General features: G+C 36.1%; 6 protein-coding genes. All 6 read right to left on the bottom strand.

Annotated features, from left to right (window positions below; translation table 11 throughout):
- Positions 1 to 312: 312 nt before the first annotated feature.
- The 6 genes from ACTTKP_RS10785 to infC all read right to left on the bottom strand — a co-directional run bounded on the left by ACTTKP_RS10785 (position 313) and on the right by infC (position 6,038).
- Positions 313 to 2,037 (bottom strand): ABC transporter ATP-binding protein, encoded by a 1,725-nt coding sequence (locus ACTTKP_RS10785; protein ID WP_442553905.1) that lies wholly within the window; start codon positions 2,035 to 2,037, stop codon positions 313 to 315.
- Entirely contained in the window at positions 2,030 to 3,811 is a 1,782-nt protein-coding gene (locus tag ACTTKP_RS10780; RefSeq protein WP_442553904.1) for an ABC transporter ATP-binding protein, read from the bottom strand. The genes ACTTKP_RS10785 and ACTTKP_RS10780 overlap by 8 nt, the downstream gene beginning before the upstream one ends.
- A gap of 190 nt (positions 3,812 to 4,001) precedes the next feature.
- Entirely contained in the window at positions 4,002 to 4,733 is a 732-nt protein-coding gene (locus ACTTKP_RS10775) for a Fic family protein (protein WP_442553903.1), read from the bottom strand.
- Between the two features lie 168 nt (positions 4,734 to 4,901).
- Positions 4,902 to 5,258: a 50S ribosomal protein L20 gene (rplT, locus tag ACTTKP_RS10770; protein ID WP_023355273.1), complete on the bottom strand. Its 357-nt coding sequence runs from the start codon at positions 5,256 to 5,258 to the stop codon at positions 4,902 to 4,904.
- Positions 5,259 to 5,289: 31 nt separating this feature from the next.
- Positions 5,290 to 5,487: a 50S ribosomal protein L35 gene (gene rpmI / locus ACTTKP_RS10765; RefSeq protein WP_023355272.1), complete on the bottom strand. Its 198-nt coding sequence runs from the start codon at positions 5,485 to 5,487 to the stop codon at positions 5,290 to 5,292.
- Positions 5,488 to 5,543: 56 nt separating this feature from the next.
- Positions 5,544 to 6,038, bottom strand: a complete 495-nt coding sequence (gene infC / locus ACTTKP_RS10760; RefSeq protein WP_442553902.1) for a translation initiation factor IF-3 — start codon at positions 6,036 to 6,038, stop codon at positions 5,544 to 5,546.
- Positions 6,039 to 6,085 lie beyond the last annotated feature (47 nt).

Raw genomic sequence — 6,085 nt, 5'->3', positions numbered from 1 at the left:
CCCCCTTAACGAAGAGTCAACTACAGTATGCATTACATTGGCAGTTCCATTTATCATTGGGAACTCTACATAGGCAATTATCTTACCCTCCTCATTCTCCAACCAAATTTTTTCTGTATTTTCTTTAAATTCCATAATAATCTCTCCTTTAAGTAAAAAATTGTTTCAGATAATATATCTTAATTGTAACCTATTTTCACATAATAGTCTACAAAAATCTATAAATTTAATTATTTTTCTAATAAGTTGTTTATAAAAATTAAATGACGGAAGTCTATCTAAAGACTTCCGCCATTTTTAATTATAACTATATTATACCATCGCCTTATCTACCATATTTCTATACATTTCACTCTTCTCATAAAGCTCCTTATCATTTCCTACTGCTTCAATCTTGCCTTCATTAAGAAGCACTATCTTATCCACACTTCTTATGGTCCTCATTCTATGGGCAATGATAATAACTGTCTTTTGCTTTATAAGCTCTGACAAGGCCTCCTGAATCAGACTTTCATTTTCCACATCAAGAGAAGCCGTAGCTTCATCCAGAAGTATAACGGGTGCATCCTTAAGTATGGCTCTTGCAATTGAAAGTCTCTGGCGTTCACCGCCTGACAGCCTTTCACCATTTTCGCCTATTACTGTATCTATACCCTCCGGCATACGCTTTATAAATTCATCACATCTTGCAACTTTTGCAGCTCTTAGGATTTCTTCATCTGTCGCATTCTTCTTACCTACTCTTATATTGTCCTTTATACTTGCATTAAAAAGTGTAACATCCTGAAAGACAATAGAGAAATTTTTAAGCAGAGTTTCAGGATCCACCTTACTTATATCCTCGCCACCAAGCAGTATCTGCCCGCTGTCTATATCCCAGAACCTTGCCGCAAGTTTGGCAAGAGTAGTCTTGCCACTGCCTGAAGGCCCTATAAGTGCTGTAGTTTCACCCTGCTTAGCTGTAAAGCTTACTCCATTTATCACTGAATAATCATCATAGCCAAAATGCACATCCTTAAACTCCACATCAAAGCTCTTAATATCCATCTCGGTCTTGCCTTCCTGTACAGGCATTGTCTTTATCTCTTTAATCCTGCCTACCACACTGTCAAGCATGTTTATCATAGTCATAAAAGTAAGTATGCCTTCTATAGGCAGGTAAATACTTGTACAAAGTATAAGAAATGCAATATAAACCAATATATTTATCTCACCTGCAATAAGCATATTTGCGCCAGCTATTGCCACAGTAACGATGCCAAGTTTTAGCAGAATATTTGAAGTTGAGAGTGAAATTCCTCCTAAAAATTCAGTTCTGATTTTATTCTGCTTATTAATGTTCAGTTTTTTATCAAATTCTTCAAGAGATGTTTCTTCTAAGTTATAAGCCTTTATTTCCTGAATCTGGTCTATTTTCTCCTGGAAATCATCATACACTGCCCTGCTGCTCTTAACCCACTCATCACCCAGCTTCCTGTTTTTCTTCTTTGATAAGAAAAATAAAATAATAGATACAGGTATTACCCAAAGTGTAGCTACTCCAAGCTTAAAATTATAGCTGAGTATCATAACAGATATTATTATCGTTGAAATTATGGTAGCATATAGCTGTGGAACTGCATGTGAAAATATCTCTTCATAAAGAGTAATATCATTCATCATAGTTTCAGCCAGGTCTGATAAATCTCTCTTTCCAAAGTAATAAAGCGGAAGCTTCTTAAGTCTGTTGGCTATGTCTATTCTCGAATTAGCACTCTCATTATATACATTGGTATAAAGCCTTGTATAATCCCAGCCTGCCACAAAAAATATAATTAATCCCATAACCAGGATAACAACTATATAATTTACAAAGCTAAGTTCATAATCAGCTTTAATTCCTTCTATGCTGCTTAAATATTGAAACAAAAACATAAAAGCGATTATAGGAGGAAACATCTTTACGAGGTTAAGTATTGTACGTGAAAATATTGCTTTTTTTAGGTTATTTGCGCCAAGCTCTGACATGGCATATCTGTCCATAAAAAATTTACTCATTTTTTCCTCCTAACTTCCAGTTCACTGATCTCTGATATTCCTCCCAAAGCTTCTTATACAGACCATTTTTATCTAAAAGTTCGGTATGCTTGCCTGATTCTTTTATCTTGCCGTCTTCAATCACTAAAATCTTATCTGCATCTACAACTGTAGAAAGTCTATGTGCTATCATAAGTGTTGTCTTATCCTTTGAAAGCTTCTTAAAGGATTCCTGAATTATATGCTCATTTTCAGGGTCTGCAAAGGCTGTAGCCTCATCTAGAATAATAAGCTTTGCATCCTTTAAAAATGCCCTTGCTATAGCAAGCCTTTGAGACTCTCCACCCGAAAAATAAGTTCCCTTTGTTCCATATACCGTATCCAATCCCTTCTCAAGATTATCCACAATTTCCTTAGAGCCGGAGCTTATAAGTGCAGCCTGTATTTCTTCATCAGTCGCATTTTTATTACCGAGCAAGAGATTTTCCCTCAGGCTCATTTTAAATAGCTTTGAGCTTTGGAATACAAAGGCTGTTTTCTTCATCAGGGATTTCTTATCATAATCTCTGATATTGATACCGCCTACAATAACCTCACCCTCATCTGCATCATAAAACCTCGCTGCAAGCTTTGCTATAGTTGTCTTTCCACCACCTGAAGAGCCTACCAGAGCCACAGTTTCGCCCTTATTCACCTTAAATGAAATATTATCAAGTACCTTTTCTTTATCATAAGAAAAAGAGACATTTTTAAATTCAAGTTCTCCGCTTTCATTTTCATCCTGTCCATAGGTAATATCCTTATAATCAAGTATATTGTCTATTCTATCAAGTGCGGTTTCTGCAAAATATTTGTACTGACCTATGGCTGCCGACCTGAATATATAAGTGCCAAATGCAGGACCGATGAGAAGATAGATTACTGAATTGCCAAGCACCTCTCTTACATCTCCTCCATTATTTATAAGAAGGATGCCTACCGGTACAAGAAAGAAGGCTGTAGAAGTAGCTATAGCCTCAAATACAGACATTTTAGTCCTATAGCCTAGAGTCATTTTAATTACTATTTCCTTCATTTTTACAATCAGAGAATACAGCCTGTCAAAGCTCTCTACGCTCTGTGCAAATGTCTTAACTACAGGTATTCCTCTTACATACTCTACTGTCTCTGCTGACATATTGGCTAAGCTTTTATAATATTCATCCTTTGCTTTCTGTGCCTCTTTGGTCATCATGGTTGACATAAGTATCAGCCCCACTACCATGGGAAGAAGACTTGCCAACCCCAGTCTCCAGTCAAATATGAAAAAAAATATTAAAAGTACCAATGGGGATATTATAGTCATCGCTACATCAGGAAGCTGGTGCGCAAGGAAGGAATGTGTTTCTCCTGCTCCACTTATAATTACATTTCTGAGTTTGCCACTTTCCCTGTTTGCAAAGAAGCCAAGTGGCTTTCCCATCAGTCTTTTCATACTTACCTTTATAATGTTATCTTCAACTTCAAATGCAAAGATATGGGATGCTATTATGGCAAGCAGATAGGCAAGCAGTCCTCCTACTGCAAATGCTACAGCCAACCCTGCATTTCCTCTTACCAGCCCTGCCTCTATCTTCCCTTTTAAGATAATATGGCTTACAATCTTATGAATATAAACCATAGGCATCAGCATCATTACTCCGGAAGCAGCCGACATAAACATCGCAAGATAAAGCAGACCTCCTTTGTTTCCTGCATAAGGCATCAGTCTTTTATATACTGAGTCTTTTTTCTTATTTTTTTCTTTCTCTTCCAATCTTTTTCACTCCTTTGCCCTATAATTTCGGTAAAATTCTCCAAATAACTCAAATTTATATATAGTTAGTTACGACTACCCGATTGTTGTATATTCTAGCACAATAGAATAAATTTTGCAATATATCTAAGCTATATCTTATGTATAAAAACTGTCGGCAAAGTCCATAGCTCTGCCGACAGTCAAAAACTTATTCAAGAAAAAATTTTACTGTTTTCTTATATTCATTCTGCTCCTTTATAAGAAGCCTGTACATTTTATCTGACGAGCCTGTTTCTGCATATTCTTTTATTCCCTCTATGTATTCCATCCTGTTCTCATCGTGGATAATGGGCGGTATTATATCATTTTTAAGTGCTTCTCTAAACAAAATCATACGCCCCGTACGCCCATTTCCATCTTGAAACGGATGAATTTTTTCATACCTTACATGAAACAGAGCCAGTGTAGTTAAGTTCTTCGGTTCATTTTTATACCGGATTAAAAGTTCCTTCATATCGTCTGAAACTTTGGCAGGCATTGAAGTCTGCATAGTTCCTGCTATATTCGGTCGTGCTTTGTACTCTCCGATATTGTATCCGTTTGCCTTATCCTCAAAAACTCCGCTTTTGAGTTCATAATGAAATTTTTTGATAAGTTCTTCGGATAAATCCTCGTCTAAGGTCTTTAACATATGATTAAACATCAAAAAATGTCCATTCATTTCTTCTATATCTTTTGCCCTATATACATTATCACTTATAGGAAGTAAACCTGTATCAAACAGGCTTGCAGTCTGATTTTCATTAAGTGTACTCCCCTCAATTTTATTGGAATTGTAGGCGAGTTCTCTTGAAGTTAGAGCATATATGCCTGAGCGATCTCTCTTGTTAAATTCTATAAACAACCGTTCCTTTAGTTGTTGTATTAAATCAGTTGCCATTTTTTATCTCCGATTTATAATTGTGATATTTTATATTTTTATAGCATATCATTCAAAGATATTTTTATATTTAAGAATAGTCAGGTGCAAAAGTTTTTCATACAAAAACTGCCATCAAACCCAAGTTTCCTTAGATTTTATGACAGTTATATTATCAAATATTTAAAATTAAGCAATCTTAGCCTTAGCTGCATCAGCAAGAGCTGTAAAGCCTGCTGCATCATTTACAGCGAGCTCAGCGAGCATCTTACGGTTGATATCGATATTAGCGAGCTTAAGACCATGCATGAACTTGCTGTATGAAAGTCCGTTAAGTCTTGCTGCTGCATTGATTCTTACTATCCAGAGCTTTCTGAAATCGCCTTTTCTCTTTCTTCTACCTGCATAAGCAGATGCAAGTGCACGCATAACTGACTGCTTAGCAATTCTATACTGTTTACTTCTTGCTCCTCTATAACCCTTAGCGAGCTTTAATACTCTATTATGTCTCTTCTTGGCACCTAAGCCACCTTTAATTCTTGCCATTTTATTTCCTCCTTAACAATTTAACTTTTATTTAGCTATATGGAAGTATTCTCTTCATTGGAGCTAAATTTGACTTATCAATTTCAGTTGCTTTACGAAGATTTCTCTTTCTCTTTGTAGTCTTCTTGGTAAGGATATGGCTCTTATAAGCTTTCATCTTCATTAACTTACCTGTTCCTGTTACCTTAAAGCGCTTAGCAGCTGCGCTCTTTGTCTTCATCTTTGGCATAATTTTTTCCTCCTATTATCTAGTTAGTTATTTTCACAAAGTTCGTGAAAATATCTTTACTTCTTTCCTGTTACAACCATTGACATGCTTCTGCCCTCAAGCTTAGCCTGTTTTTCTACTGACGCTACATCACCAAGCTTCTCTAGGAATACATCTAAAATCTGCTTGTTTGAAGAAATGTGAGCCATTTCTCTTCCTCTGAAACGAAGGGTTACTTTAACCTTATCGCCCTTCTCAAGGAACTTCTTTGCCTGATTAGCCTTAGTATTAAGGTCGTTGTCATCAATATTCGGTGAAAGGCGAATTTCCTTAACTTCTGTAACTTTCTGTTTCTTTTTCGCTTCTTTCTCTCTCTTTGCCTGCTCATAACGATACTTTCTGTAATCGATAATCTTGCAAACCGGTGGTTTTGCAGTTGGTGCAATCTTTACTAAATCAAGCTCTGCTTCAATAGCCATTTTCATTGCATCCCTTGATGACATAATTCCTAACTGTTCACCGTTTTCTCCAATCAGACGGATTTCTTTATCCCTAATCTGCTCATTGATCATTAATTCGCTAATAGAAAAACACCTCCAAACTTAAAAATAGAGTGAAT

It is taken from the genome of Catonella sp. (assembly GCF_052169795.1).
In the GTDB taxonomy this organism is placed as follows: domain Bacteria; phylum Bacillota; class Clostridia; order Lachnospirales; family Lachnospiraceae; genus Catonella.
The sequence above is the reverse complement of the archived record's forward strand: the minus strand, read 5'-3'. Positions and strand labels throughout refer to the sequence as shown.

Coding starts and splice junctions, on each gene's coding strand:
- ACTTKP_RS10785 (WP_442553905.1), bottom strand. CDS start 2,037: ATGAGTAAATTTTTTATGGACAGATATGCCATGTCAGAGCTTGGCGCA.
- ACTTKP_RS10775 (WP_442553903.1), bottom strand. CDS start 4,733: ATGGCAACTGATTTAATACAACAACTAAAGGAACGGTTGTTTATAGAA.
- rplT (WP_023355273.1), bottom strand. CDS start 5,258: ATGGCAAGAATTAAAGGTGGCTTAGGTGCCAAGAAGAGACATAATAGA.
- rpmI (WP_023355272.1), bottom strand. CDS start 5,487: ATGCCAAAGATGAAGACAAAGAGCGCAGCTGCTAAGCGCTTTAAGGTA.
- infC (WP_442553902.1), bottom strand. CDS start 6,038: ATGATCAATGAGCAGATTAGGGATAAAGAAATCCGTCTGATTGGAGAA.